Source organism: Enterobacter cloacae complex sp. IR5403 (assembly GCF_049238705.1).
In the GTDB taxonomy this organism is placed as follows: Bacteria; Pseudomonadota; Gammaproteobacteria; order Enterobacterales; family Enterobacteriaceae; genus Enterobacter; species Enterobacter hormaechei_C.
The window spans coordinates 49,619-74,780 of the sequence record NZ_JBMKHP010000012.1; the positions used below are offsets into that span (position 1 = coordinate 49,619).

The following is a 25,162-nucleotide window of genomic DNA, read 5'->3' on the forward strand; positions in this document are numbered from 1 at the left end:
AACATAGCGTTATTCATTCATTTTTTGAAGGGGTACGATCGTCTCATCAAAACAAAGGAGACATCGTATGAGCACCTTCGACAAACATGATTTAAGCGGCTTCGTTGGTAAACATCTGGTATATACCTACGATAATGGCTGGAACTACGAAATTTACGTTAAAAACGAAAACACCCTGGACTACCGTATTCACAGCGGTCTGGTGGGCAACCGTTGGGTGAAAGATCAGCAGGCCTACATTGTCCGTGTTGGGGAGAGCATCTATAAAATTTCCTGGACGGAGCCAACCGGTACCGACGTGAGCCTGATCGTGAACCTGGGTGACCGCCTGTTCCACGGCACCATCTTCTTCCCGCGCTGGGTCATGAATAATCCGGAAAAAACCGTCTGCTTCCAGAACGATCACATTCCGCTGATGAATAGCTACCGTGATGCCGGGCCAGCGTATCCAACCGAAGTGATTGATGAATTTGCCACCATCACCTTCGTGCGCGACTGCGGTGCAAATGACGATAGCGTTATTGCGTGCGCGGCTAGCGAGTTGCCAAAAAACTTTCCGGAAAATTTAAAATAAGATCGGGAACACATGAACGAGACATCGGCCATGTTGGTTTTAACCGGCATGGCCGTTTTTTATGCCGCAGAAATACCGGAGTAAGTAACCGCTTCCGCCGTTAAGGTGAAAGGCGTAGGGGTACAGACCGCCAGGCTCAGCGAGCCGAAGCGTAGCTGGCTGACCGGGAGGGTCTGGGCGGTGCTGTCAATGCTGACAATCTGCCACGCGCTGCCGCCACGCTGTTTGACGATTGCCTCTTTGCGCGTCCAGATGCGCCAGAATGCGGAAAGCTGCTCTTCCGGCGCTTCACGCTCCAGCTCGTCATGTTCGGTGAGGCTGAAAACGGCATTCGCCAGCGCCTGCCAGTTCTCCCGCGGGCGGATCACTTCGATATCGCAGCCCACTTCACCTTCATCACTCATCAGCAGGGCAATGTCGTCCCCGCTGTGGCTCAGGTTAAACCACAGAGGATGGCCGTTAGCGAAGGCCGGTTTTCCCTGCTCGCCGTAAATTATCTCGGGAAGCGGTGAGGGGGATAACGTTCTGGCGAGCAGCGTCCGGCCTGCAAGCCAGGAAGCGTGTCGTGCACCCTGAGGTGCCATGTCTGCGAGCGTTGACGCCAGCGGGTCCGCGCTAAGGGTGGAGATCTTTCCCAGTACAAACTGGTACATAGTTACGCCCAGCGTTTAATGATTATCGAGGTATTGATGCCGCCAAAGGCAAAGTTATTGCTCTGAATAAATTCGCAATCAATCGGGCGGGTTTCCCCCATAATATAATCTAAAGCGCCGCATTGCTCATCCGGTTGTCTTAAATTGAGCGTTGGTGTGAACCAGCCCTCCCGCATCATGTGCAGACTCAGCAAGGCTTCCAGCGCGCCGCAGGCGCCCAGGGTATGACCGAAATAACTCTTTAAGGATGAGATGGGCACGCTGTCGCCGAAAATGGCGGCGGTCGCCTGACTCTCGGCGATATCCCCGCGATCGGTTGCCGTGCCGTGGGCAGAAATATAACCAATGTCCTGAGGGCCAAGGCCCGCCATCGCCAGCGACTGCGCCATACACACCTGCATGGTTTCCCGCTGGGGCTGGGTGATGTGCGCCGCATCGCAGTTGGTGGCAAAGCCCACGATCTCGCCATAGATTGTTGCCCCGCGCGCTCTGGCGTGATCCAGCGCTTCCAGCACCAGCGTGCCCGCCCCTTCGCCAATCACCAGGCCATCGCGCTGAACGTCAAACGGCGACGGCGTGGTTTTTGGCGCGTCGTTACGCTGGCTGGTGGCAAACAGGGTATCGAAAACCGCCGCTTCCGACGGGCACAGCTCTTCCGCGCCGCCTGCCACCATCACCGTCTGGTAGCCGTGACGAATCGCTTCCCAGGCGTAGCCAATCGCCTGGCTGCCAGAGGTACAGGCGCTCGAGGTGGGGATCACCCGACCGCGCAGGCCAAAGAACAGCCCGGTATTCACCGCCGTGGTGTGCGGCATCATCTGCACGTAGGTGGTGCCGGTGATGTTGTGGGTGTGCTTTTCGGTGAGCATGGAGGCAAACTCGCTGACCGGCCCGGTGCTGCCGGTCGACGAGCCGTAGGCGATGCCGGTCTGACCGTTGGTCAGCACCGCGTCGTCGATCAGCCCCGCCTGCTCCAGCGCCAGCTCGGTGGCGCGGGTAGAGAGCAGCGACACGCGGCCCATGGCGCGAATGCGCTTACGGGTATAGTGAGCGGGGAGGGTGAAGTCTTCAATCGGCGCGGCGAGCAGGGTTTGCAGGCCGTCATACGCCTGCCACTCCGTCATGGTTCGCACCGCATTTTCATACTCGCGCAGACGGCGCGAGATGGTCGGCCAGTCCTCGCCGAACGCGGTGACGCCGCCCATGCCCGTAATCACTACCCGGCGGGTCATAGCATGCCTCCGTTAATCGAAATCACCTGACGCGTCACATAGCCTGCTTTATCCGACATCAGGTAACTCGCCAGTCCGGCGACCTCCTCGGCCTGGCCCATACGCTGCATCGGGATCATCGACATCGCCGCGTGCAGCGCGGCTTCGTCCATCTCGATCATGCCGGTATCGATCAGCCCCGGCGCGATGCAGTTGACGGTGATTTTGCGTTTTGCCAGCTCGGTGGCGAGCGCTTTGGTGGCGCCGATGATCCCGGCTTTCGCCGCGCTGTAGTTCACCTGCCCACGGTTGCCCATAATGCCTGACACCGACGACAGGGTGATGATCCGCCCGCCCTTGCGGGTGCCGATCATCGGCATAATGCAGGGATGAATGACGTTATAAAAACTGTCGAGATTGGTGTGGATCACGCTGTCCCAGTCATCGTCGCTGAGCGCCGGAAATGCGCCGTCGCGGGTAATACCGGCGTTACTGACCACGCCATACCACGCGCCGTGGTCAGCGATCTCCTGTTCCAGCACCGTGCGGCACTGCTCGCGGTTGCCCACGTCGAAGGTGAGTAAACGGCCCGCGCCGCCTGCCTGGACAATCGCTTCCAGCGTCTCCTGCGCGCCCGCTTCATCACGATGGTAATGCACGCCAACGGTGAAACCGTCCGCCGCAAGCTGAAGGGCGATAGCGCGGCCAATGCCTTTGCTGGCGCCGGTGACCAGTACGGATCTCATGATGGTGTTCCCTGGTTGAAAAGTGTGGTTAATTCATCCTCGCTCGGCTGGAAGGTGTTCACGCGGCCCGTGGCGAGGGAGACATTATCCGCATGAATGGCGCACTCGAAGCTGCCAAAGCGTTCATCCTGCATCAGACGTTCGATGGTGATGGTCAGCGTGCTGCCTGCGGCAAAATGCCCGGCGTCGCACACCAGCTCGCGCGCGCCCAGCACCATGCCCAGCGCACAGTGCGGCAGCCCTTTTTGCATCCGGTGCCATTCAGACCAGACGCCCACGGTCTGGGCCATCAGCTCCAGCGCAAACCAGCCAGGCAGGTTGCCGTCGGCGTCCAGAAACGGGGCCAGAACGCCCCGATCGTTCACCGTCACGCTGCAAACGGCGCGGTCATCGGTGACGCTTTCCACGCTCTCAAGCAGCAGCATCGGCGTGTCGTGAGGAAGATAATCCCCGGGAGGTAAGTAGCGCATCATACCCTCCCCAGCAGAAGGCTGGCGTTGTTGCCGCCAAACGCGAAGGAGTTTGACAGGATCACCGGTTTATTCAGCGGTGCGCTCTGGTGCAGCAGGCCGAAGGCGGGCAGGGTGTCGTCTGGCGCGTAGCGGGAAAAATCCTGCGGCGGCAGCGGCAGGTCTCGGGTCAGGATCAGCCAGCTCAGGGCGGCCTCGGTGATCCCCGCGGCGCCCAGCGTGTGGCCGGTAAGATGTTTCGTGGAGCTGCACGGCACGCGGTCGCCAAAGAGATCGTGGATCACCTGCGCCTCAATGCGATCGTTCAGCGGCGTGGCGGTGCCGTGCAGGTTGATATAACCGACGTCCGCCGCCGTCATGCCCGCCTCGTTCAGCGCCTGGTTGATGGCGCGGATCGCCCCTTCCCCCTGCGGATGCGGGGCGGAAATATGGTACGCATCGCTGGATTCCCCCGCGCCCAGGAGCGCAACCTCGCCCGGCTCGCGGGTCAGCACCATCAGTGCCGCCGCTTCGCCAATGGTGATCCCCCGACGGTGGCGGCCAAACGGTTCGCACAGGGTCGGGGAGAAGGACTCCAGGCTGTTGAAGCCGTTGACCGGCATGCGGCTCAGGCTGTCGGCCCCGCCGACGATGGCGACGTCCACCAGCCCGGCGTCGATCAGGCGCCGACCGCTGATGATCGCCCGCGCGCTGGAGGAGCAGGCGGTTGAGATGGTATACGCCGGGCCGTCCAGCGCTAGCCAGCGGGCGAGAAAGCGCGACGGATCGCCCAGCTCCTGCTGCGGATATTGCCACTGCGGGCTGCGCTCGCCGTTCTGCGCGCGGCGCACGTACTCATCACCCTCGTCCAGCCCGGAGGTGCTGGTGCCCAGCACAACCGCCACGCGGTCGCGCCCCACGCGCGCAATGGCCGCATCGACGGCGGGCCGGATTTGCGCCAGCGCCGCCAGCAGCAGCTGGTTGTTGCGGCTGCGATGCGCAGAAAAAGACTCGGGGACAGGGGGTAGTTCACCCTCCACGCCCCCCAGCACGGCCTCGGGTAAGCCCTGTAGCCAGCCCGCACGCTGGCGCATCCCGGGGGCCACACCAGCGATCAGGTTCGCCGCTATTTCATCAGCCGAGTTGCCGAGCGCGTTGACCATGCCAACGGCAGAAAGGTAAATCATCTCAGTCACCCAGATATTGAATGGTGATGTGGTAGTGAAAAGCGTGCTGCACAATGCTAATCGGATCGCGCCTGCCGTTACGGTTCAGGTAGACAATTTCCGTGACCAGTTTGCCATCGGGGTTGCGCAGTTCGCGTCTGGTGTCAGTATCGTTCAGCGTCCAGCCTTTCGGCAACTGCGGCTGCCAGGCGCTGAGCGGCCAGTGGCTCAGCATCACGTCGGCCAGCACCTGGCTGGCGGGCGGCAGCTGCGGCATCACAACCGACTGCTCGGTGTGGATCCCGGTGTCGTCGTAGGTGGCGAGGAACAGGCGGATCCCGACGGAGGAGAGGCCGGCAAGCGTCACTTTATTTTCATCGGCGTTAAGCATCACCAGCAGCGACTGGGTCTGGCCTTTAAAACTGCCGGTAAGCAACTGCTGCGCGCGGATGGCAGGCGTGATGCCCGGCGGGGGCAGCGTGACGCGGGTTCCGGGCTGGAGCCAGGCCTGAGGGCGTGCGTCATCGCGGTTCGTCGTATGGCTACACCCCGCCAGCAGCAGGGCCAGCATCACTGCCGCCAGGCGAATGAAACGGGTCATGGTAAGTTCTCTTTGTTAGACGGCATCGCCAGCGGGGCGAGCAGGAACGCGGTGAAGATACCGCTCACCAGCACAATGCCAAAGCTGCTGATGGCCTGAGTGGTGCTGAACACCAGCATCCCCAGCGTCAGCAGGGTAGTCATCATGGCGAGGGTAATCGCCAGCATGGAGGTCAGCGGCGTGCCGCGCGGGTTGCTGAAAAACAGCGTGTAGTTAATGCCAATGCCGAGGACCAGCACCAGCGCCAGCAGGGAAAACAGGTTCACCGGATGGCCCGTCACGGCCAGCGCCGCCAGCCCGCCGCCCAGCGACAGCACGGACGGCACCAGCGCCACCAGCCCTTTTCGCCAGCCGAGGCGTAGCATCGCGCCGCAGGCAATCACCGCCAGCGCCACGCCCAGCAGCCCCGTCAGCAGCGAGCGGTAGAGCGCAAACAGGCTGTCGAAGCTGGCCTTACGGTCAACCCAGACGATCCCGGGATGGCGGGCGGCCAGCTCACCGAGCGCGGCACTGTTTCTGACGCCATCGACCGGGACCAGCACACCGCTTTTGCCGTCCGGCAGCGTCAGCCACAGCAAACGCCAGCCTTCGCTGGCCGGGCTGGCGAGCCACGCTTCCACGCTGACAGGCATGGCGTTCAGGTTCGGTTCACTGGTCTTCAGCCCCGTGCTTTGCAGCATTTTCATCACCGTCGGCGCGGCGTTACGCAGCAGATGCAGATCGCTGTTCTGCCGCGCCAGCGAGTTCAGCGGCAGGGTGCGCCAGCGGGTTAATTCGCCAGCTTTTTGCGCCTGCGCCAGCGCCGGGGTAAACGCCTCCAGCCGCTCCAGCGTTTCCTGAGCCGACGCGCCGTACACCACGAACCACTTCTGATCGACATTTTGTCCGGTCAGGGCGGTGATGGTTTTTTCCTGCGCCAGAATGTCCTGCGGCAGCGCCTGAAGCCGGGCGATATCGTCATCCACCCGCAGGCTGGCGATCCCGATGGCGGAGAGCAGCGCCAGCGCTACCGGCAGCCCGACGGAGAGGGCTTTACCGTCGCGCCAGGCGTTCAGCCAGCGCTGCATTATCCCTCTCAGGGGGACCGGGCGGACCGGCATGCCCCGGCACAGCCACGGATGCCAGAACATTACCGTCAGGCACGAGGCGCTCAGCCCTGCGGCGGCGAACACCGCCATCTGACGAATGCCGGGGAAGGGGGCCAGCATCATGAAGAGATACGCCACGACGGTGGTCAGCAGCGCCAGCAGCAGCGCGTTACGTACCTTCGCCAGGCTTTGCCAGGGCGAGTGTTCCGCGCCGTGCACCATCCGCTCCGTGAGGTAGTAAATCGTATAGTCCGCCGAGATGCCGATAATGCTCATGCTCATCACCAGCGTCATCAGGTGCAGTTCACCGAACAGCAGGAGCGTCACGACCGTCCCCGCCAGCGCGCCGATGGCAATGGAGAGCAGGCTCAGCAGCAGCGGACGCACGGAGCGAAACACCGACACAATCAGCAGGATCACCCCGAGCACCGTGGCGACGCCAAGCGTGGAAATATCGTTTTTAGCCTGCTGGCTGGCGTAATCGCTGTAGAACACCGTCCCGCGCGAGAGCAGCTGCGCCTGTGGATACTGGCTTTTCAGCGTCTGCTGCAACGCGTTAAGGGTAGTCACCAGCTGGTGGGTTTGCTGCATATCAAACGACGAGCCCGCCAGCTCGCCGTGCAGCAGATACCAGTAGTTCCCGGCCGCATCTTTTGTCACCAGCCAGCCGTCCATCAGCTGCATCTTCTGGCTGTTCTTCGCCAGTGCGAGCTGCGCGCCGCGCATCAGCATCAGCGGATCGTTTTGCAGCTCCTTGCCGCTCACGCCGGAAAAGGCGGAGTAGAGCTGGGACAGGACCCACTGGGCCTGTGCTTGACCGCCGTTTTGCAGGCGGGTGCGGGTGGCCGGATCGACCAGGCCATTGCGGTGTTGCCAGAAGAAATCACCCCAGGCCTGTTGCCCGGCGGCATCCAGCGGACCTTTTACGACACTCAGCGCCTGGCTGCGTTGCAGCAGGGTTAACCACTGCTTCGCCACGCGCGGGTCCGGCTGTTTACCGGGGCTGACCAGCCAGATGAGCTGGCGGTCGAGGCGCTGCATAAATCCGTCGTTGAGGGCGGGAGGGATCGCGCCGAGCGTCTGTTTCGGCAGCATGGCGAGCACGCTGCTGTTCAGCCGCGCGCCAGGCAGCAGCGACAGCAGCACGCCCAGCAGGATCAGGCATACCGCGGCCCACAGCAGCGCCGGGCGCAGGGCGTTACGGTGCGGCAAAGCGCTGGCGTTCTGCATCGGTCAGGCGGGCGGGCGTCAGTTGGTGGCGGGAGAGGGCGATATCCGTCGTGTCGCCCTGCTTATCGTTCAGGCGAATGGATTCCAGATAGATCGCCCCCTTCAAATCAAGGGTGGAGAAAATCTTGTCCAGCGGCGTGGTGACGGGCGTCAGCACCAGCGACCAGCGGCCTTCGCCCAGGTCTTTGAAATCGACGCGGAAGTTCTCTTCCAGCACCTTGCGGTCGGCCTGGAACAGCGCCCGCAGCAGATGGTTGAACTGGAACATCTGCGGGTTAGTGTCGGCGGTAATGGTCTGCGGCGACTGACCGTTGACGATCTGCACCATCCGTTTGTCATCCAGCAGCAGCGTCATCGGGAACGGCGCTTTTTGATCCCACAGCAGGCCATTGTCACGGGCGATTAGCATCTCCCCCTGCGAGCGCAGGGGCTGAGGCATATCCTTGATCGTGCGGGTCTGTTCGAAGTGTGCGCGCACCACCGGTTGCTCCGCAAACCGCTGTTGCAGTTCATCCAGCGTGACCGCGTTCACCAGCGGGCTTACCAGCACCGCGAGTAGCGTTATCCATTTCATGGCGCGATCCCCATGCGTTCGAACAGAATGGCCGGGCTGACAAAGCACATCTCCCGGCTTGCTTCTTCCACCGCCACCTGAATGGTGTAGCCGGTGGTGGTGCGTTTCCCGGTTTGCGCGTCGAAGATTTGATAGGCGATGCGCAGACGGTTTTCAACCTCTTCAATGTGGGCGCGGACGCGAATGCGCTGCTCGAAGGTCACCGCGTCGCGGTATTTCACCCGGGTATCCACCACCGGCCAGACGTAGCCGGACGCTTTCATCTGGCGATAGCCGTAATCAAACTGGTTGAGCAGCGCTTCGCGGGCAATCTCAAAGTAGCGGAAGTAGTTGCCGTGCCACACCACGCCCATCATATCGACGTCGTGGAACGGAACGGTGATTTCAACTTCAGCCGTAAAGCGGGGATCGGTCAGCACCCTTTACTCCTTCTCGTTGACCTCTGGCAGCTGCCAGAAATCGAAAAAATTAAACCAGTCGAGCGGCGACAAGAGCGCGTAATGCTCCAGCCGCTGCGCATAGCGGTCGACGGTCTGCTGTAGCGCCTGCTGGCGTTCGCCGCGTGGCAGCAGCAGCGGGTCGGCAAACGGCTCGCAGTGCAGGGTCAGCTTTCCCTGCTGACAGAGGGCAAAAATCAGCACCACCGGGCAGCGCAAAATGGACGCCAGGATAAACGGCCCCTGCGGGAACGGCGCGGGCTGGCCCATAAATTCGCTCCATATCACCCGCCAGCTGCCGCCGCGCTGCGGGGTGACGGCGATGCGATCGCCCACGATCGCCACCCATTCGCCGCGATCCAGCTTCTCTTTAATGAGGATCGCAGTCTCCGGGCCAATGTCGGTGACCGGCATCAGGTGAATGCCCGCCTGCGGCGCCATCTCCTCCATCACCTGCTTAAAGCGTCTGGCGTTGTCGCTAAAGACCAGCGCGTTGATGGTTTTCGCCCCTTCGCGCTGGGCCAGCGCCCGGCAGGCTTCCACATCGCCAAGATGCGACGCGAGCAGCAGTTTGCCCTGAGGATCGTCGAGCCCCAGCGCCTCCTGCGCGCCTGGCGCAAAGACCAGATCGCGATGGAGTTTCATTTCGCCGCGCCAGCTGGCCACTTTATTCAGCATGGCATGACCGAAGCGCAGGAAGTGGGAAAAACTATTAAGCCGCGCGAGGGGCGGCATTTGCCGCTGTGCCATTACCGTTTTAACCCGCGTCAGCCACTGCTGCGACGCCTGACGCGCAGCGCGGGCGGTCAGCCAGTAGACGGCGGTAACCGGCCACAGCAGGGCGGTAAACGCCTTTCGCCCCAGCAGCTGCCAGACGCGCAGCATCAGGCGCATGCCCCATAATCCTTTCACCTCCTGCTGCTGCGCCCAGTGCTGCGAGCGGCGACGCATCAGCAGGGAAGGAATGCGCGGCAGCATGCCGAGAAACAGACGGGTATGCATCAACGAGATGCGCACGTTGTCTTTCAGGGCATCGAAATGGGATACCCCGTCCGGCGGATAGGTCACGCGGGTGGGCAGAAAATAGCTGGTGTTGCCCTGCCAGTAGAGGCGCACCATCACTTCGGTATCAAAATCCATCCGCCTGCCGAGCGGCGTGGTTGCTGCAAGGCGCAGAACCGGGGCTATCGGGTAAACGCGAAACCCGCACATGCTGTCTTTCAGTTGCAGGGAGAGGGTTTCAATCCAGACCCAGACGTGCGTTATCCAGCGCCCGTACAGGCGCGAACGGGGGATCGAGTCATCGTAAACGGGCTGCCCGGAAATGAGCGCATCGGGATGACGCCCGGCCAGCGCCAGCAGTTTGGGGATGTCCTCGATAGCGTGCTGACCGTCAGCGTCCACCTGAACGGCGTGGGTGAAGCCGCGATCGGCGCAGGCTTTCAGCCCCTGCATCACCGCTGCGCCTTTGCCGCTGTTTTCGGCCAGCCGCAGTAGCGTGACCTGCGGACGATCCGCCGCCAGCGCTTCAAGCGTGCGGCGCGTGGTTTCATCGCTGCCGTCGTCCACCACCAGACAGGGCAGATCGAAAGGCGCCAGGCGCGCCAGCACCGAAGCCATCATCGCCCCGTGGTTGTAGCAGGGGATCAGCACGCAGGGGCGGAAGGTTACTGACATAAGCGAATCTTCCCGCTGCTGGCGGTGTGGCGCTCGTTACCCGCATGGCGCTGGTAGCTAAAGGTCAGCAACTGGCGTTCAGGCTGCCAGGCAAGGAGCAGCGTGACCGTGTTCTTCGGCAACAGCGGGGCGGCGAACTTCACGTTCTGAATACTGTGAAAACGGTAGCCCGACGCCAGCGCGGCGGCGTAATGCATTACCCAGTCGAGCTGCGCCACGCCCGGCAGTAGCGGCTGTACGGCGAAATGTCCCTTAAACCAGAGCAGGTCAGGATCAAGATAAAAGGTTATCTCCAGATGCTGTGGATCGGGCTGGAGGCGCCCGATTTCAGGGATCTTCATGAAACAACTCCTGTAGCTGCGCAGTCACGCGCTTGTTCATGCTGTTGACCGGGATTTCATCAACGATCCGCCAGTAGCGCGGCACAGCAACCGGTTCAAGCCAGGGGCGAAGGGCGCGTCGCCAGGCGAGCTCCTGCGCTTTTTTGCCCTGTTCGTGTTGCTGACGCACCGCTTCATTCAGCACCAGCAATACGCCAATGCCCTGACGCCCGCCGCGCGTCACCGTCAGCGCGGCGGCCTCGCGGATGCCGTCCAGCGCCAGCAGGCGGCGCTCAATGTCATCGAGCGAAATGCGTTTATCTTCAATTTTGACCACCCGACCGCGACGCCCGACGAGGCTGAACTGCCCGTCAGCCGTGAAGTGCAGGATATCATCCAGCAGGACCCCCTCCGCCTCGGGGATCAGCGGCGATATCACGCGATCGTCGTGAAACGTCACGCCGGGAAAAGGCTGCCAGCGCGTGCTTTCCTCCTGACGGTAGCGCCAGGCCATTACGCCTGTTTCCGTGCTGCCGTATATTTCATCCGGCCAGACGTTGAGCCAGGCCTGAACCGCGGCGACCTCCTGCCAGGGCAGCGCGCCGCCTGCGGAGACGAGCAGGTTAACGGGGGGCGGCGCCAGCGACGCGTCCAGCCGCTTGAGAAACGCCGGACTGCTGATGAAAAGATAGCGTTTATCGTCGGGAAGGGCAGAGAGCTGCTCGGCATAGTTGAGCAGGCTGGCATGCAGCGGCAGGCCGAGCGCCATGGGTAATACGACACGAAACGTCAGGCCATACAGGTGGTGCAGCACCACGGAAGCCACGACGTGACAGCCCGCCAGACGCTCGCCAAAATGCGCCGCCAGCAGACGAGCCTCACGATCAAGGCTGACCACCGGCTTACTGACCCGCTGCGGCGTGCCGGTCGAGCCGGAGGTGTAAAGCTCGATCGTGCGCATCTCACCGATGGCAGGCAGCGGTGAAAAGAGATGACCTGCCCGCTGAGCGGAAGCCACCCGCAGCTGTCGCCCCTGAAAATCGAGTGTGGTGTCGCTCAGGACGCCGCTGAACAGCGCCCGCTGTTCGTTAAGCTGCGCCGCCCGGCTGTGCCCGGGGAGGACCGGCGTTTTACCCGCATGCAGCGTCGCCAGCAGCGCAACAATAAACAGATAACCGTTTTCGATGCACAGCGCCCAGCGCTCGCCATCTTCACGACGCAGGGTGTCGACCAACTGGGTGACGTCGTGGCGCAGATCGCCAAGCGTCCAGAGGCGGTCGTCCTGCCAGGCGACAGGGGTGTCGTCAGGGCGGGGTGCACTGAGCCACTGGCTAAGCGGAAGAGGGTTAAGCATCGTTTTTCATCACCCGTTGTCGCACCAGCCACTCGCCAGCCATCAGCGTGCCCATCAGGAGATAGGCAATCATCCCGTTCCACAGCGTCCACAGACGGATATCGGCGTGTAATACGGTAAACAGCGCGATCGCCCCGTTGATAATAAAAAAGCCGCACCAGACCTGGGTAACCCGGCGCGTGTAACGTACCCCGACGGGGGAGAGAGCCGGTTCACGCAGGCGCGCCAGCCGTTCGACGACAGGCATTGCCGTCCACAGCGAACCGCCAAACACCACCAGCATCACCAGATTCACCACCACCGGATAAAACAGCACCCACTGGTGCGCGTGCAGGACGTAGCTCGCCGCGCAAAGCGCTATGCCAGCCAGCGCCACGCTCACGAACAGATAACGCAGGGGGCCGCCCTGCCGACGGGCCTGGCAGACGCGCAACAGCAGCACCAGCGCCATCACGGGCAGTATCCCGTGCAGGCTATTATTCGCCAGCCCGAAGCCGATCAAAAACGGCCATGCCAGCAGCATCAGCCCCGTCAGGGCGGGAAGAACTGGAATCGAACGCACGTTACGCGTCGCGCTGAAGCTGTTCCACAACGTCCACGACGTCCTGCACCGTGCGCACCGCTTTGAAGGTTTCAGGCTTGATTTTATGGCCCGTTTTCTTTTGCAGGTGCACCACCATATCGACGGCATCAATGCTGTCGAGGTCCAGATCCTCGTAAAGACGTGCCTCAGGGGTAATATCCTCCGGGGCGATTTCAAACAGCGTAATAAGAAGCGCAGAGACTTCCTGATAAATCGTTTGTTGTTCTGTCATAGCGGTCATTCTCAGGCGCGTTGTTGATGGATAAAAGCCGCGAGCGTGGCAACGGAATAGAAGTGCTGACGCATCTCGTCACTTTCGGCAGAAAGCACTACGCCGTACTGATTTTTTACCGCCAGCCCCAGCTCAAGGGCGTCGATTGAGTCCAGACCGAGGCCGTCGCCAAAGAGCGCGGCGTCTGTATCAATATCCTCTGGGGTAAGTTCTTCCAGATTCAGCGTAGAGATAATGAGATTCTTAATTTCAAGATAGAGCGCTTGCATCTTTCGTTCCTGACAAAGATTGAAGACCGGTTGTTAACTGATGCTGCATATGCCGGTTTAACTGCCTTGCTGCCAGCGCGGGTTCGTGCTGACTCGCATCATAAAAATCATGAATGTTGATGCGTTCGCGAACATCCACGGTGAAAACAGGTTTATTGGGGGGCACGTTATACCAGCTGCTCTGTTTATCCAGCATCCGTTCGCTACAGTGGATCACCACCACGCGCACGGCGCTGTTGCAGCGAACGGCGATATTCGCCGCCCCACGTTGCAGGGTCATGGCTTTCCCCACCCGGGTGCGGGTGCCTTCAGGGAAGATAAGCAGGGTGTCGCCCTGGGCCAGACGCTGCTGGCTTGCGGCAAGCAGCGTGTCGGCTTCGCTGTTAATCAGATAGTCAGCCGCGCGGATCACGCCGCTGACGAACGGGTTACGCAGCAACGCGCTTTTCACCAGACAGTCGGTTTCGTTCATCACCGACGCCAGCAGAACGTAGTCCAGCAGCGAGGGATGATTCGCAATCACCAGACAGCCCCGCTCGGCGCGCAGAACGTCCAGGTTGTTGAAACGGTAATCCAGTACCCCTGCACCCCGTACCACCGCGAGGAACAGGCGAAAACTGGCAGAAATAGTGCGGCGTGCCAGGCGGCGACGTTGAGTGCGGTCGCGCTGGAAAATCAGCAGCAGATTAAACCACACCAGCGACAGCGTCAGCCCGCCGAGGCCGAACAGGGCGAAGCACAATCCGGTCATAAGCATCCGCCATACCCGATCGAGGCGGGAACGTAACCCTCTCATTGGCGCGTCCATTGCCACAGCAGGCGCTCGCCCGGCAGGGTAAACTGGCGCTCGTCCCGCAGGTAATGGCGCAGGAACTGGAGGCTTTGCGGCAGCGCGGGCTCTTCAGGCGTGCGGTTGACGTGCGTTTCGCAGCTGAGCGTATTTCCGGCCTCAATCACCAGCGCCAGCGCGTAGGGCCAGACGGGCATCTGCGGCGGCAACCCGGCGTGATAAAAATCAGGCAGCAGACCGTCGAAATCCACCAGCAACACGCGGGAGTAGCCTGCATGCAGCAGGCTCAGCACGTCGCACAAGCTCTGCTGGAAGGTATCCATACCGGCGGAGACCGACGAAGAGACAACAGGCTGACGCGCGGCGATAGTGAGATTGCCGACCGCCGAGTTGTGTACCGACATGGCAAAATCGGTGGGGGAAACGGGCTGTTCTGCCGCCAGGGCCTGGAGAATACGGAAATTGCGCTCCAGCTCCCCATGACGGCTGCTGTAGACGACGGCGTCGATGCGGTGTTTGCGCAGCATCATCAGGCCAAGATCGACGGCCAGCCTGCTGCCTGAATTCAGGCGGCGGGCGGTCATCATCGGCAGATCGGTCAGTTTCGCCAGCGGTGCCGCGGGATCGATGGCGTCAGACCGGCGTGACCATGCCTGCCATTCGTCGGCATCGCTGAGTCCTGGCGCTCTTGCCTGCCAGTCGATAAGGGTAAGTGTAAATTTCATCTACGCGCGTCCGCGATAAACCTGTTTCTGTGACTTTTTCTTCGCCAGCGCGATTTGCTGCGCACATCGTACAATGTTGTCGTCGCGCTGGCGAATAAACGTCACTTTTGACCCTTTCCACCCGGTTATCCCGGCAAACGGCTTTTTGGCCGACCCGGACCCAGAAGAATGGCGAGTTTACTGCCTCCTTTCGTGGTTTCCATCCAGATTTTACAGACGCTGGTGAGCGGCACGGAGAGCAGCATGCCCACCGGTCCCAACAGCCATCCCCAGATCAGTAATGATAAAAACACCACCATTGTCGACATGCCCAGACGGTGGCCCATCATACGCGGCTCAAGAATGTTACCCAGCACCATATGCACGACGAGGAACAGCGCCCCTACCAGCATGCACTCATAAAAACCGTTGAACAGGAACGCCTGGATCATCGGCGGAACGGCGGAAAGCACCGCGCCGATATTGGGTACGTAGTTCAGTAAAAACGCCAGCACGCCCCACATCAGCGCGAACTGCACGTCCAGCAGTACCAGCCCCAGCCAGACGATCACGCCGGTCCACAGGCTTAACAGCGTTTTCAGCGCCAGATATTTGGATACGCCCTTCAGCGCGCGGTGCAAGCCGGCAATGTGGATCTGCGGATTGTTCAGGGCAAAACGCAGTTTATACGGCACGTGGCGCACTTCGAACAGCATAAACACCACCGTCATCACCAGCAGCAGAATGCTGGCCATTGCCCCGGAAAGCCCGGTCATCAACGTGGTGGCGTAGGTCATCACCTTCTCGGAATCCATCCGGCGCAGCATCCGTTCCGGTGAGATATGCAGATTCACGAACGGCAACATGCGCTGAAGATCGACCAGCTTGCGCGTCAGCTCTTTATTGTACTGCGGCAGCATGGTGGAAAATTCGCTCAGCGAGGCGGCGAGCACGCCGAACAGCGCCGTCAGGACAACCAGCATCACCATCACCACAATGGTAATCGCGACCGGGCGGCTGATGCCGCGGCGTAAAAACCATGTCACCAGCGGGTTGAGCACAATGGCGAAAAACAGCGCCAGCAGAAGCTGAACAATGATATCCGCCGCCGCGTGGATACCCGCAAGGATAACCACCAGGCAGGCAAGTTTTAATAAAATATGAAGTCCGGCTTTGTCGGGCGGGCTGGCAGTCATAAGAATTCCTTTTTCCGGGGGGCGTGTTAATTGTAGTGCGCCGGATGGGCTTCGTCTGGAGCGTTAGTCTGAAAGTCGTGGCAAAAAAATGGCCCCCGGCGCAAGCGACGGAGGCCACGGCATCCCGGTGAACGATTACTGGATCACGAGGGTGTTAATGATGTTTTCAGCGGCGGTCTGCGCTTTCTGCTGATTGTCTGCCGGCAGGGTGATCTGCATGGTCAGCAGTTTATTGTCCACCTTGCCGAGCACCACGGAGGAGTAGGCGGTCTGGCCTTTGGCAGAGATGATGCTGTCCAGCTGTTGCAGCGTGTGGCCTTTCAGTTCAACAGACTTGTTGGTGACCACCTGAAGCTGCGGGTCGCGGCTGCGCTGCTGATCTTCCAGGCGTTTGGCCAGCACGCCCAGATCTTCGCTCGTATCGTCACCGACGATCACAATCACCGCTTTTTGGCCGGTGGCATCGGAATAGACGTGCATGTTGTTCGCCTGAGTGCCCAGCTTACCGCTCTGGTCGGTCATGTCCGCAGGCAGAGAGAAACTGAGTTTGCCATCCATCAGGCTCACCGGCTGACCGGTGGCGTTGCTTTCTGCTGACGCGCCCTGAGCAGGCGTTTTGGTGTCGCTGTTATCACAGGCTGCAAGGCCAACAACCAGCAGGCCAATCCCGACATATTTAACCAGATTGCGCATTGACTTCTTCCTTTCGATAAACGGCCATAACGGCTCATTCGTTCATCTTATCACAACTGATAAAGCGAACCCTTAACCTGCCTGCAATGCGGAGATTTCAGATTTATCTGCCAGCCTTTTCAGCAGCATATTCAACAGTACGCCGTACATCGGCAGGAAGAAGACCAGGCTGATAAGCACCTTAAAGGCGTAGTCCACCAGAGCGATTTCCATCCAGTGTTCTGCCATGAAGGCGTCCGGGCTGCGCCAGAAGGCGATGAAGAAGAAGGCCAGCGTATCGCTCACGTTACCGAACAGCGTGGAGGCCGTTGGCGCCATCCACCAGCGATGGTTTTGACGCAGGCGGTTAAACACGTGGACATCGAGGATCTGCCCGAGGGCATAAGCCATAAAGCTGGCGGCGGCAATACGCGCGACAAACAGGTTGAAGTGCATCAGCGCGTCGAAGCCCTGCCAGCTGCCCATGTAAAACAGCGAGGAGATGGCGTAGGAGACAAACAGTGCCGGGATCATCACCGCAAAAATAATCCGCCGCGCCAGCGGTGCGCCAAATATACGCACGGTTAAATCCGTCGCGAGGAAAATAAACGGGAAACTGAACGCGCCCCAGGTGGTATGGAAACCAAAAATGGAGATGGGGAGCTGTACCAGATAGTTACTGGAGATGATCACCAGCAGATGAAATAGCGAAAGCCAGAACAACGCCCTGACGCGCTGCGATTGTGTAAAGGAGTTCATATTGTACCTTTTTGATTAATATTTGGGGTGAGGGAACCCAATAAAGCCGCCGCATGATACTGCTTTGACGACACTTTGCAATGGCTAATTTTCACGCAATCGTTAACCTGGTTTGCATTGGCGATAGCGGGGCGTAAACTACAGCCGTTTTTACCTGAACGAGAAGAAAATGACCGACCTGTTTTCCAGCCCAGACCACACGCTTGATGCTCAGGGCCTCCGTTGCCCGGAGCCGGTAATGATGGTGCGTAAAACCGTACGAAACATGCAGAGCGGCGAAACGCTGCTGATCGTCGCTGACGATCCGGCCACCACCCGCGATATCCCCGGTTTTTGTACTTTTATGGAACACGAACTGGTGGCGCAGCAAACCGAGACCTTGCCTTATCGGTATTTGATTCGTAAGGGGTAGGTGCGGCCTGATGCCCTCACCCCGACCCTCTCCCACGGGGAGAGGGAGAAAACCTTTCTAAACCATCGTTTCAAAATTTCGCGCTTTTGTGAGGCGCTTCACCCTCCCTTTTCCAGCCGTAGTCTAATTTTTAAGCGTCAAAAACTAAAACATCGTTTTAACGCTTATCTCACTACCCTGGAGTTGACTCAATGAAAACGACCTTCAAGCCGTTACTGGCCGCGCTGTGTCTGTCTGCTTTCGCCTGCACCGTTTCTGCCCAGACCATTAAAGCCGCCGATGTGCATCCCGAAGGCTACCCGAACGTGGTGGCGGTTCAGCACATGGGTGAAAAACTCAAACAACAAACCGATGGCAAGCTGGAGATTAAGGTCTTCCCCGGCGGCGTGCTGGGGGATGAAAAGCAGATGATTGAGCAGGCGCAGATGGGGGCGATCGACATGATCCGCGTCTCTATGGCGCCGGTGGCTGCTATCCTGCCGGATATCGAAGTGTTTACGCTGCCCTACGTATTCCGCGATGAAGACCACATGCACAAGGTGATCGACGGGGATATCGGCAAGCAGATTGGCGACAAACTCACCGCCAACCCGAAATCGCGTCTGGTCTTCCTTGGCTGGATGGATTCCGGCACCCGCAACCTGATCACCAAAGAGCCGATCGTCAAACCGGACGATCTGAAAGGGAAGAAAATCCGCGTGCAGGGCAGCCCGGTGGCGCTGGCCACGCTGAAAGCGATGGGAGCGAACTCGGTGGCGATGGGCGTCAGTGAGGTTTACAGCGGCATGCAGACCGGGGTGATCGACGGCGCGGAGAACAACCCGCCAACCTTTATCGCCCACAACTACATGCCGGTCGCCAAAAACTACACGCTGAGCGGCCACTTCATCACCCCGGAAATGCTGCTCTACTCCAAAGTGAAATGGGACAAACTGAGCGCTGACGAACAGCAAAAGATCCTGACGCTGGCCCGCGAAGCGCAGTTCGAGCAGCGCAAGCTGTGGAATGCGTATAACGACCAGGCGCTGGCGAAAATGAAGGCCGGTGGGGTGCAGTTCCACGACATCGATAAAACGGTGTTTATCAAGGCGACAGAGCCGGTGCGCGCACAGTATGGCGACAAGCATCAGGATCTGATGAAAGCCATCGCTGACGTTCAGTAAGCCGGAGTACGTATGTCCGAACTCTATCTGAAGTGGATGGACCGTCTGTACCTGCTCGCCATGGTGGTGGCGGGTCTCTCGCTACTGGTGATGACGATTGTCATCCCCATTGGCATCTTCTCTCGCTATGTGCTCAATCGCGGCGAATCCTGGCCGGAGCCGATCGCCATTATCTGCATGGTGACGTTTACCTTTATCGGCGCGGCGGTGAGCTACCGCGCCGGGTCGCATATTGCGGTCAACATGCTCACCGACCGCCTGCCCGCGTCGCTGCAAAGAGTGTGCGCGCGGGTGGTGGATCTGCTGATGCTGCTCATCTCCGGCCTGATGTGCTGGTACAGCTACTGGCTGTGCGTCGAGCTGTGGGAGCAGCCGGTGGCGGAGTTTCCGCTCCTGACCTCCGGCGAAAGCTATCTGCCGCTGCCTGTCGGGTCGGCCATTTTGATCCTGTTTGTGCTTGAACGCCTGCTGTTTGGCTCGCAGGAAAACCGTCCGGTCGTGCTGATCGGCAATCACAGTTAAGGGGTGAACAATGGATGCGTTTGTTTTGTTATTCACCCTCGCCATTTTGCTGGCGCTGGGGATGCCGGTGGCCTTCGCCGTCGGCTTAAGCGCCGTGGCGGGCGCGCTGTGGATTGACCTGCCGCTGGAGGCGCTGATGATCCAGATCACCAGCGGGGTGAATAAATTTACCCTGCTGGCGATCCCGTTCTTCATTCTTGCCGGGGCGATCATGGCGGAAGGGGGCATTGCCCGACGGCTGGTTAACTTCGCGTACGTTTTTGTCGGCTTTATTCGCGGCGGGCTGTCGCTGGTGAACATTGTGGCATCAACGTTCTTCGGCGCGATTTCCGGCTCGTCGGTGGCGGATACGGCGTCTATCGGCAGCGTGATGATCCCGGAGATGGAGAAGAAGGGCTATCCGCGCGAATACGCGGCGGCGGTGACGGCCAGCGGGTCGGTGCAGGCGATCCTGATCCCACCCAGCCACAACTCGGTGATTTACTCCCTGGCGGCGGGGGGAACGGTCTCCATCGCCACGCTGTTTATCGCGGGCGTGCTGCCGGGCCTGCTGCTGGGCGTGAGCCTGATGGTGCTCTGCCTGTGCTTCGCCCGCAAGCGCGGCTATCCGAAGGGGGACAAAATCCCGTTCAGGCAGGCGCTGAAAATCATGCTCGATGCCCTGTGGGGGCTGATGACGGTGGTGATTATCCTCGGCGGGATCTTGTCCGGGATATTCACGGCGACCGAATCTGCCGCCGTGGCCTGCCTGTGGGCGTTCTTCGTCACCATGTTCATCTACCGCGACTACAAGTGGAATGAACTGCCGAAGCTGATGTGCCGCACGGTGAAAACCGTCACTATCGTGATGATTTTGATTGGTTTTGCCGCGGCGTTTGGCGCGGTGATGACCTACATGCAGCTGCCGATGCGCATCACCGAATTCTTCACGTCGCTGTCCGATAACAAATACGTGATCCTGATGTACCTCAACATCATGCTGCTGCTGATTGGCACGCTGATGGACATGGCGCCGATCATCCTGATCCTGACCCCGGTGCTGCTACCGGTGACCAACTCGCTGGGGATCGATCCGGTGCATTTCGGGATGATCATGATGGTGAACCTGGGGATTGGGCTGATCACGCCGCCGGTCGGTTCGGTGCTGTTCGTGGCGAGCGCGGTGAGTAAGCAGAAGATCGAGCACGTGGTGCGGGCGATGCTGCCGTTTTACGGTATGTTGCTGGTGGTGCTGGGGATGGTGACGTACATCCCGGCGATATCATTGTGGTTGCCGGGGGTGCTAGGGATGCAGTGACGCCGTTTTATGCCGGGTGGCGGCTACGCCTTACCCGGCCTACGGTTACGGTTCGGAGATGTTGTAGGCCCGGTAAGGCGCAGCCGCCACCGGGCGTTTTTACCGACGGCGCAACAGCCGCAACGCGTTCGCCGTGACCAGCACCGTCGCCCCCGTATCCGCCAGTACCGCTAGCCACAGTCCGGTCATGCCGAGCAGCGTGGTGACCAGGAAAATCCCCTTCAGACCCAGCGCAATGCCGATGTTCTGACGAATATTGGCCCGCGTCGCCCGCGCAAGATCTATCATCTGCGCCAGCCCGGTCAGGCGGTTGTGCGTCAGCGCCGCGTCGGCGGTCTCCAGCGCCACGTCGGTGCCGCTGCCCATGGCAATGCCAATGGTTGAGGCTTTCATCGCCGGGGCATCGTTTATCCCGTCCCCGACCATCGCCAGCGGGGCGTGACCGTTCAGCTCGGTTACCGCGCTGACTTTATCCGCAGGCAGTAATCCGGCTTTAAACGCCAGCCCCAGCTCACCGGCAATCGCCGCCGCCGCGCGCGGGTTATCACCGGTCAGGATCACGCCCTGTACCCCCAGCCTGTGCAGCGCGTCGACGGCGGCTTTCGCATCGTCACGCAGGGTGTCGCGCAGCGCCAGCATGCCCATCGGTACACCGTCCTGCATCACGGCAACGACCGTCTGCCCGGCCTGCTCTAATGCCTCAACCTGTGGATTCGCGAACGCGCCTGCCGCGGCGATCAGCACTTTTTTGCCTTCGACCACAGCTTCAATCCCTGACCCGACCAGCGCTCGCTGGGCCGTTGCCGGAGGGATGTTCAGCCCGCGCGACTGCGCTTCACGCACAATCGCCTGCGCCAGAGGGTGGGTGGAACCCTGCTCCACGGCAGCGGCCAGCGTCAGCAGGGCGTCTTCACTGATGTCCTGCGGATACACGCCGGTCACCTGCGGCTTGCCGACGGTCAGCGTGCCGGTTTTATCGAAGGCGATGTGCTGAATCTGGCTCAGCTGTTCCAGCGCCGCGCCGCCCTTAATCAGCGCCCCGCGACGTGCCGCCGCCGCCAGCCCTGAGGTAATCGCCGCCGGGGTGGAGATCACCAGCGCACACGGACAGCCGATCAGCAGCAGCGTCAGCCCTTTGTAAATCCAGCCCTCCCACGGCGCGCCGAAAAACAGCGGCGGGACGACGGTGACCAGCAGCGCCACCAGCATGATGGCGGGGGTGTAAATCCGGCTGAAGCGATCGATAAAGCGTTCGACCGGCGCGCGGCGCTCCCCGGCCTCTTCAATCAGCCTGAGGATGCGGTCGATGGCGCTGTCGCCCGGTTCAGAAAGCACGGTGAGCTGCACCAGCCGGTCGACGCTGGTGGCGCCCGCAGGCACTTTTTCACCCGCCGCACGCGCTACCGGGATGGATTCCCCGGTCAGGGCGCTTTCGTCAAAGCTTGCGGTGGCGGTAACGAGGACCCCATCGGCTGGCAGACGTCCGCCTGCGGGCACTTCAATCACGTCGCCCGGGCGCAAGGTGTTGATGGCGACCGTTTCACGAGTACCGTTTATCACGCGCGTGGCGGTTTCCGGCTTTAGCGCCATCAGCGCGCTCACCCCTTTGCGCGCCCGGCTCGCCGCCCAGCCCTCAAGGCGTTCGCCGATCAGGAACAGCAGCAGCACCATCGCCGCTTCCGCCGTCGCGCCAATAAACAGCGCCCCGATAGCCGCCACGCTCATCAGCGTTTCAATGGCAAACCAGCTGCCGCTTCTCATCAGACGCAGCGCCTGACGCGCAATCGGGAACAGGCCAACCAGCGTGGTGGCGATAAACGCCAGGTTGCCGAACGGGTGGTTGAACTGCTCCAGCCCCCAGCTCAGGGCCATCATGATGATGAGGGTGATAAGGGGCAGATTTTCTTTTAGCGGGGACGTTTTTTCTGCGGGCGTCGTTTCGCTGCGCAGGGTATAACCCGCTTTGCTGACGGCGGCTTCAACCTGTCTGCTGACGTCGTTTTCGGCGCTGACCAGCAGCTTTTCGGTAGCGAACAGCACCTGAACGTGGTTCACACCCGGCACCTGCTTCACCGCGTTTTCCACTTTGCGGGCGCAGGCCGCGCAGTCCATGCCGTTGACCACCCAGCTGTAGTGATTGCCGTTTTCAGGCAGCGCTTCGGTCCGGGTTTCGCACGCGCCCTCGCAGCAGCAGTCCTCTTTTGGCGGAACCGGGCTGAGCTTAAGTGCCGAGAATTGGGGAACTTTTTTAGGTATTTCTGGAGTCGACATGGCAGTCTCCGGTAATGATAATTTTCTCATTAACCGCAGCATACACTCTGGAGTCGACTCCAGAGTCAAGCGTTATTTAGATATACAGCGAACGCACAATCAGGAAGTGTCCGGCAAAGTAACAGGCGGCGGAAATCGCATTATCCGCACGGAAGCGGCGGCGATAGTGGCTGCCCAGCCAGACGATATTACCCAACAGCAACAGTGCGGCACCGAAGAACGCAGACATTGCCGGAGCGGTCGGACGGAAGAACCACAGCTCGCCCGCCAGCCACACCATCACCAGCGTCATGGCGATAAACGTACAGACCGGGAGACGCATCTCTTCCAGACGCGACCAGATCACCGCGATCAGCAGGGCGCCAATCACCAGCAGCACCAGCGGCAGCGGCCAGAAGAAGGAGAGCGTCATCTGGCTGGCAAAGTAGATGGTATAGAGCAGATGCGACAGGAAGAATGCCCCCACGGCGTACAGCAGGCGCTGGCGCGGCAGCAGGGTTAAGGCATCGCCAATCAGGGAAGCACACAGCCCCGCGAGGACAAGATAGCTAACGGCGTTAAACATCGGGGCCTGCCAGGCAAGCAACAGCAGGAGTAATAGCGTGACGGGTTTAAACAACCAGCGCTGCCAGGCTGGGCCACGGTAAGACGCATCGACGTAAAGCCATGCGGAAAAACAGACAGCGATAAATGACCAAAGCATATTAACTCCCTGTAACTGTTGAGGCTGAATGATCAGTTCCTGATCCAGTGTAGTGACGCGAGCGGGCGTTTGGCAATGCCGGGGCAGGCGAGGTATCCTGAATTCCGCATAATCTGATGGGATTTTTCAATGAGCAAGATGCCGCTGTTTTTCATTATCGTGGTGGCGATTATCGTCATTGCCGCCTCGTTTCGCTTCGTGCAGCAGCGCCGTGAGAAGGCCGACAACGACGCCGCGCCGCTGATGCAAAAGCGCGTGGTGGTGACGAACAAGCGTGAGAAGCCGCTTAACGACCGCCGCTCCCGCCAGCAGCAGGTGACGCCAGCGGGCACAACGATGCGCTATGAAGCGAGCTTTAAGCCGGAAACCGGCGGGCTGGAGATGACCTTCCGCCTGGAGGCGCAGCAGTACCACCAGCTGACGGTGGGGGAGAAAGGCACGCTGAGCTACAAAGGGTCGCGGTTTGAAGGTTTTGAACCGGAGCTGTAATTTTCCCCTCACCCCGGCCCTCTCCCAGTGGGAGAGGGTGTAATCGTCCCCTCTCCCACTGGGAGAGGGTTAGGGTGAGGGGCCTACTTCTTCACCTGCGCCTTAAACTTCTTCATCCACACCAGCAGCTCAAACACGCCGAAAATAAACACCCGCAGCTGCTGCCAGCCGGTCATCGGTGGGCCATCTTTCGGCAGACCGTTTTTCAGCATCACCATCTGCAAGGCATGCATGAACGCGGTAAAAATCAGCGCCACGTTAATAAAGATATTCAGCGGACGCGGGAACGGGTGCACCAGATTCAAAATCAAAAATGCCCAGACGCCCAGCATCAGTACGCGCCCTACGTTAATCAGTACTGGCATCGGATCCTCCTTGTGCCTGACGGTGATACAGACGATAAGCCACCTGGCCGGCGACCTTCTCGCGGTGCAGATCCCAGTGAACGGGAACGGGCGGCAGGCCATTTTCCACTTCGCTTTCAACGTAAATCAGCGCGTCGTCTGCCAGCCAGCCATTTTTTTCCAGCAACGATAATGTCTCTTCCAGCAGCCCTTTACGGAACGGCGGGTCAACAAACACCACGTTGAACGGCGTCCCCTGTTGGGCGAGGAAGCTCAGCGTGTTGGTATTCACCACTTTCGCGTTGGTTGCCTTCAGCGTAGCCAGATTTTGCTGCAACGTCTGCGCGACGCCGCGCTCCATCTCCAGCAGCGTGGCGCTGGCGGCATAACGCGACAGCGCTTCCAGCCCTAATGCACCGCTTCCGGCGAAGCAGTCCAGGCAGTTGGCGTCTACCATAGACGGGGCGAGCCAGTTAAACAGCGTCTCGCGAACGCGGTCCGTGGTGGGGCGTAAACCGGGGCTGTCCGGCACCGGTAATTTCCGGCCTCGCCACTGGCCGCCGATAATGCGAATTTGACCGGCCGGGGCGCGGGTGGGTTTCTTCATCTCAGGAAAGCTCTGTTAACAATGCCCTGCGATTGCGGGCGGTGATGTCAATTAAGTAAAGTGTTAGAC

Annotated in this window: 30 protein-coding genes; 6 read left to right on the top strand and 24 right to left on the bottom strand. The window is 60.3% G+C overall.

Translation table 11 applies throughout. The features are described 5' to 3' along the window. Positions 1-67: 67 nt before the first annotated feature. Positions 68-574 (top strand): phenolic acid decarboxylase, encoded by a 507-nt coding sequence (locus tag ACOTW6_RS16130; RefSeq protein ID WP_032649776.1) that lies wholly within the window; start codon positions 68-70, stop codon positions 572-574. A gap of 59 nt (positions 575-633) precedes the next feature. Here the strand turns inward: ACOTW6_RS16130 and acpT are convergent, their stop codons facing one another. From acpT to ACOTW6_RS16230, 20 genes are all read right to left on the bottom strand, one after another. Beyond that, positions 634-1,227 carry a 4'-phosphopantetheinyl transferase AcpT gene (gene acpT / locus ACOTW6_RS16135; RefSeq protein ID WP_015571496.1) on the bottom strand — a complete coding sequence of 198 codons (594 nt, stop codon included), beginning with the start codon at positions 1,225-1,227 and terminating at the stop codon, positions 634-636. 2 nt (positions 1,228-1,229) lie between these two features. Further along, the gene (locus ACOTW6_RS16140; RefSeq protein WP_047056072.1) at positions 1,230-2,459 is read right to left on the bottom strand and encodes a beta-ketoacyl-ACP synthase; all 1,230 of its coding nucleotides are present in this window, start codon (positions 2,457-2,459) and stop codon (positions 1,230-1,232) included. Then, positions 2,456-3,187 (bottom strand): 3-ketoacyl-ACP reductase FabG2, encoded by a 732-nt coding sequence (locus ACOTW6_RS16145; protein WP_026094333.1) that lies wholly within the window; start codon positions 3,185-3,187, stop codon positions 2,456-2,458. Before ACOTW6_RS16145 ends, ACOTW6_RS16140 begins: the two co-directional genes overlap by 4 nt. Then, the gene (locus ACOTW6_RS16150) at positions 3,181-3,657 is read right to left on the bottom strand and encodes a 3-hydroxy-fatty acyl-ACP dehydratase (protein ID WP_213789356.1); all 477 of its coding nucleotides are present in this window, start codon (positions 3,655-3,657) and stop codon (positions 3,181-3,183) included. Before ACOTW6_RS16150 ends, ACOTW6_RS16145 begins: the two co-directional genes overlap by 7 nt. Beyond that, positions 3,654-4,820: a beta-ketoacyl-[acyl-carrier-protein] synthase family protein gene (locus ACOTW6_RS16155; protein ID WP_213789357.1), complete on the bottom strand. Its 1,167-nt coding sequence runs from the start codon at positions 4,818-4,820 to the stop codon at positions 3,654-3,656. The genes ACOTW6_RS16150 and ACOTW6_RS16155 overlap by 4 nt, the downstream gene beginning before the upstream one ends. Before the next feature lies 1 nt (position 4,821). Continuing rightward, a complete protein-coding gene (locus ACOTW6_RS16160; RefSeq protein ID WP_047736874.1) occupies positions 4,822-5,400 on the bottom strand; it encodes a DUF3261 domain-containing protein in 579 nt (192 codons plus the stop codon). Further along, on the bottom strand, positions 5,397-7,718 hold the full coding sequence (locus tag ACOTW6_RS16165) for an MMPL family transporter (protein ID WP_213789358.1): 2,322 nt from the start codon (positions 7,716-7,718) through the stop codon (positions 5,397-5,399). Before ACOTW6_RS16165 ends, ACOTW6_RS16160 begins: the two co-directional genes overlap by 4 nt. Next, the gene (locus ACOTW6_RS16170) at positions 7,687-8,292 is read right to left on the bottom strand and encodes an outer membrane lipoprotein carrier protein LolA (RefSeq protein ID WP_213789359.1); all 606 of its coding nucleotides are present in this window, start codon (positions 8,290-8,292) and stop codon (positions 7,687-7,689) included. The genes ACOTW6_RS16165 and ACOTW6_RS16170 overlap by 32 nt, the downstream gene beginning before the upstream one ends. Further along, positions 8,289-8,711: an acyl-CoA thioesterase gene (locus ACOTW6_RS16175; RefSeq protein WP_006812302.1), complete on the bottom strand. Its 423-nt coding sequence runs from the start codon at positions 8,709-8,711 to the stop codon at positions 8,289-8,291. The genes ACOTW6_RS16170 and ACOTW6_RS16175 overlap by 4 nt, the downstream gene beginning before the upstream one ends. A 3-nt stretch (positions 8,712-8,714) precedes the next feature. Continuing rightward, the gene (locus tag ACOTW6_RS16180) at positions 8,715-10,406 is read right to left on the bottom strand and encodes a glycosyltransferase family 2 protein (protein ID WP_213789360.1); all 1,692 of its coding nucleotides are present in this window, start codon (positions 10,404-10,406) and stop codon (positions 8,715-8,717) included. Next, entirely contained in the window at positions 10,397-10,747 is a 351-nt protein-coding gene (locus ACOTW6_RS16185) for a hydroxymyristoyl-ACP dehydratase (RefSeq protein ID WP_047745709.1), read from the bottom strand. The genes ACOTW6_RS16180 and ACOTW6_RS16185 overlap by 10 nt, the downstream gene beginning before the upstream one ends. Then, positions 10,734-12,080: an acyl-CoA synthetase gene (locus ACOTW6_RS16190; RefSeq protein ID WP_062933348.1), complete on the bottom strand. Its 1,347-nt coding sequence runs from the start codon at positions 12,078-12,080 to the stop codon at positions 10,734-10,736. Before ACOTW6_RS16190 ends, ACOTW6_RS16185 begins: the two co-directional genes overlap by 14 nt. Continuing rightward, positions 12,073-12,672 carry a hypothetical protein gene (locus ACOTW6_RS16195; protein WP_062933349.1) on the bottom strand — a complete coding sequence of 200 codons (600 nt, stop codon included), beginning with the start codon at positions 12,670-12,672 and terminating at the stop codon, positions 12,073-12,075. Before ACOTW6_RS16195 ends, ACOTW6_RS16190 begins: the two co-directional genes overlap by 8 nt. Then, positions 12,644-12,895 carry an acyl carrier protein gene (locus ACOTW6_RS16200; protein WP_003861262.1) on the bottom strand — a complete coding sequence of 84 codons (252 nt, stop codon included), beginning with the start codon at positions 12,893-12,895 and terminating at the stop codon, positions 12,644-12,646. Before ACOTW6_RS16200 ends, ACOTW6_RS16195 begins: the two co-directional genes overlap by 29 nt. A gap of 11 nt (positions 12,896-12,906) precedes the next feature. Then, entirely contained in the window at positions 12,907-13,164 is a 258-nt protein-coding gene (locus ACOTW6_RS16205; protein WP_003861263.1) for a phosphopantetheine-binding protein, read from the bottom strand. Further along, positions 13,145-13,960: a lysophospholipid acyltransferase family protein gene (locus ACOTW6_RS16210; RefSeq protein ID WP_062933350.1), complete on the bottom strand. Its 816-nt coding sequence runs from the start codon at positions 13,958-13,960 to the stop codon at positions 13,145-13,147. The genes ACOTW6_RS16205 and ACOTW6_RS16210 overlap by 20 nt, the downstream gene beginning before the upstream one ends. After that, on the bottom strand, positions 13,957-14,679 hold the full coding sequence (locus ACOTW6_RS16215; protein WP_017384119.1) for a beta-ketoacyl synthase chain length factor: 723 nt from the start codon (positions 14,677-14,679) through the stop codon (positions 13,957-13,959). Before ACOTW6_RS16215 ends, ACOTW6_RS16210 begins: the two co-directional genes overlap by 4 nt. A gap of 125 nt (positions 14,680-14,804) precedes the next feature. After that, on the bottom strand, positions 14,805-15,854 hold the full coding sequence (locus tag ACOTW6_RS16220) for an AI-2E family transporter (protein WP_003861270.1): 1,050 nt from the start codon (positions 15,852-15,854) through the stop codon (positions 14,805-14,807). Between the two features lie 135 nt (positions 15,855-15,989). Continuing rightward, positions 15,990-16,547 (bottom strand): DcrB family lipoprotein, encoded by a 558-nt coding sequence (locus ACOTW6_RS16225; RefSeq protein ID WP_003861272.1) that lies wholly within the window; start codon positions 16,545-16,547, stop codon positions 15,990-15,992. Between the two features lie 72 nt (positions 16,548-16,619). Further along, on the bottom strand, positions 16,620-17,285 hold the full coding sequence (locus ACOTW6_RS16230; RefSeq protein ID WP_062933351.1) for a 7-cyano-7-deazaguanine/7-aminomethyl-7-deazaguanine transporter: 666 nt from the start codon (positions 17,283-17,285) through the stop codon (positions 16,620-16,622). A gap of 169 nt (positions 17,286-17,454) precedes the next feature. Here ACOTW6_RS16230 and tusA point away from each other — a divergent pair, with 169 nt between their 5' ends. The 4 genes from tusA to ACOTW6_RS16250 all read left to right on the top strand — a co-directional run bounded on the left by tusA (position 17,455) and on the right by ACOTW6_RS16250 (position 20,679). Further along, on the top strand, positions 17,455-17,697 hold the full coding sequence (tusA, locus tag ACOTW6_RS16235) for a sulfurtransferase TusA (protein WP_000130627.1): 243 nt from the start codon (positions 17,455-17,457) through the stop codon (positions 17,695-17,697). Between the two features lie 191 nt (positions 17,698-17,888). Continuing rightward, on the top strand, positions 17,889-18,860 hold the full coding sequence (locus ACOTW6_RS16240; protein WP_062933352.1) for a TRAP transporter substrate-binding protein: 972 nt from the start codon (positions 17,889-17,891) through the stop codon (positions 18,858-18,860). 12 nt (positions 18,861-18,872) lie between these two features. Further along, a complete protein-coding gene (locus ACOTW6_RS16245) occupies positions 18,873-19,382 on the top strand; it encodes a TRAP transporter small permease (protein WP_003861278.1) in 510 nt (169 codons plus the stop codon). A 10-nt stretch (positions 19,383-19,392) separates the two neighbouring features. Further along, entirely contained in the window at positions 19,393-20,679 is a 1,287-nt protein-coding gene (locus tag ACOTW6_RS16250) for a TRAP transporter large permease (protein WP_015571481.1), read from the top strand. A 99-nt stretch (positions 20,680-20,778) separates the two neighbouring features. Here ACOTW6_RS16250 and zntA read toward each other — a convergent pair whose 3' ends face one another. Both zntA and ACOTW6_RS16260 read right to left on the bottom strand, forming a co-directional pair. Continuing rightward, positions 20,779-22,950: a Zn(II)/Cd(II)/Pb(II) translocating P-type ATPase ZntA gene (gene zntA / locus ACOTW6_RS16255; RefSeq protein WP_062933353.1), complete on the bottom strand. Its 2,172-nt coding sequence runs from the start codon at positions 22,948-22,950 to the stop codon at positions 20,779-20,781. 76 nt (positions 22,951-23,026) lie between these two features. Next, on the bottom strand, positions 23,027-23,653 hold the full coding sequence (locus ACOTW6_RS16260) for a lysoplasmalogenase (RefSeq protein WP_003861515.1): 627 nt from the start codon (positions 23,651-23,653) through the stop codon (positions 23,027-23,029). Positions 23,654-23,782: 129 nt separating this feature from the next. Between ACOTW6_RS16260 and ACOTW6_RS16265 the strand changes: the two genes are divergently transcribed. After that, on the top strand, positions 23,783-24,142 hold the full coding sequence (locus ACOTW6_RS16265; RefSeq protein WP_017384123.1) for a DUF2500 domain-containing protein: 360 nt from the start codon (positions 23,783-23,785) through the stop codon (positions 24,140-24,142). A gap of 83 nt (positions 24,143-24,225) precedes the next feature. On the opposite strand, the gene ACOTW6_RS16270 is transcribed toward ACOTW6_RS16265, so the two are convergent. Together ACOTW6_RS16270 and rsmD are read right to left on the bottom strand one after the other, a co-directional pair. After that, positions 24,226-24,507: a DUF1145 family protein gene (locus tag ACOTW6_RS16270; RefSeq protein WP_015571478.1), complete on the bottom strand. Its 282-nt coding sequence runs from the start codon at positions 24,505-24,507 to the stop codon at positions 24,226-24,228. Continuing rightward, complete coding sequence (rsmD, locus tag ACOTW6_RS16275) at positions 24,491-25,093, bottom strand: 16S rRNA (guanine(966)-N(2))-methyltransferase (protein WP_015571477.1); 603 nt, start codon at positions 25,091-25,093, stop codon at positions 24,491-24,493. Before rsmD ends, ACOTW6_RS16270 begins: the two co-directional genes overlap by 17 nt. Positions 25,094-25,162 lie beyond the last annotated feature (69 nt).